Source organism: Anaerococcus sp. NML200574 (genome assembly GCF_026131665.1).
Taxonomy (GTDB): domain Bacteria; phylum Bacillota; class Clostridia; order Tissierellales; family Peptoniphilaceae; genus Anaerococcus; species Anaerococcus kampingae.
This window is the reverse complement of record NZ_JAMXSM010000070.1, coordinates 1-1019: the sequence shown is the minus strand read 5'-3', so window position 1 is coordinate 1019 and position 1019 is coordinate 1. Positions and strand designations below refer to the sequence as shown.

Annotated in this window: 1 protein-coding gene and 1 pseudogene; both read left to right on the top strand. The window is 29.6% G+C overall.

What is annotated here, in order from left to right:
- Positions 1–252 precede the first annotated feature (252 nt).
- Positions 253–957, top strand: a pseudogene (locus tag NH286_RS10645) (IS3 family transposase); the annotation flags it as partial.
- Positions 943–1019 (top strand): IS3 family transposase (locus NH286_RS10735; protein ID WP_414826870.1); only part of this gene is annotated, 77 nt, incomplete at its 3' end. The pseudogene NH286_RS10645 and the gene NH286_RS10735, both read left to right, overlap by 15 nt.

Below are 1019 nucleotides of genomic sequence, written 5' to 3'. Positions count from 1 at the left end.
CAATAATATGTAATCGGGAGAGAGCATATAGACAGCGTGGTTTATCTGGACTAGAGGATAACAGAGGAAGGCCTAGAAAAAATATGACCAAATTAAATAAAAAGTCTAAACTTAATACTCCAATAAACGAAACTGAAAGAGAAAATTAATAAGATTAAGAGAAGAAAATAGACTTCTAAAAATGAAGATAATCTACGAAAAAAAGCTACAAGCCTTGCTCCTGGAAGAGGAAGCAGAAGCAAGAAAAAGACAAAGATAATCCTCAAACTTCTAAAAGAACACCCTAAAAGTAAAATAAATGAATGGCTAAAAATAGCTAAGTTACCAAAATCATCATACTATGAATGGAAGATAAAATTAGAAAGTCCAGTAGATAAAGATAAAGAAATTAGAAAAGAAATAACAACCATAGTAGAAGCATCAAAAGGTAGATATGGCTATAGAAGAGTAACTATGGTACTAAAAAATAAAGGCTTTAATATTAATCATAAAAAAGTCTTAAGAATAATGAGAGAAGAATCCTTGCTATGCTCTAAATTTAAAACTAGATCAAGAAAATACTCATCATACAAGGGACAAATAGGTAAAGTAGCAGATAATGTTGTAAAAAGACAGTTTAAAGCTACTAAACCAAATCAATTATGGCTAACAGATGTAACAGAATTTAGAATTAAAGGACAAGAAAAGAAACTATACTTATCACCAATATTAGACCTATACAACAGTGAAATAATCAGCTATACACTAAGCAATCACCCAACAATAGAATTAACTAATACTATGCTAGAAAGAGCGTTAAAAGAAAATAAGGACATTAAAGATTTAACTATACACTCAGACCAAGGATTTCATTACCAACATAGTACTTGGACTAAAAAACTAGAAAAGATGGATATAAGGCAAAGTATGTCAAGAAAAGGGAATTGTCTAGACAATTCTCCAATGGAGAACTTCTTTGGAATATTGAAACAGGAAATGTATTATGGAGAAGATTTTAAAAGTTATGATCATTTAAGAAA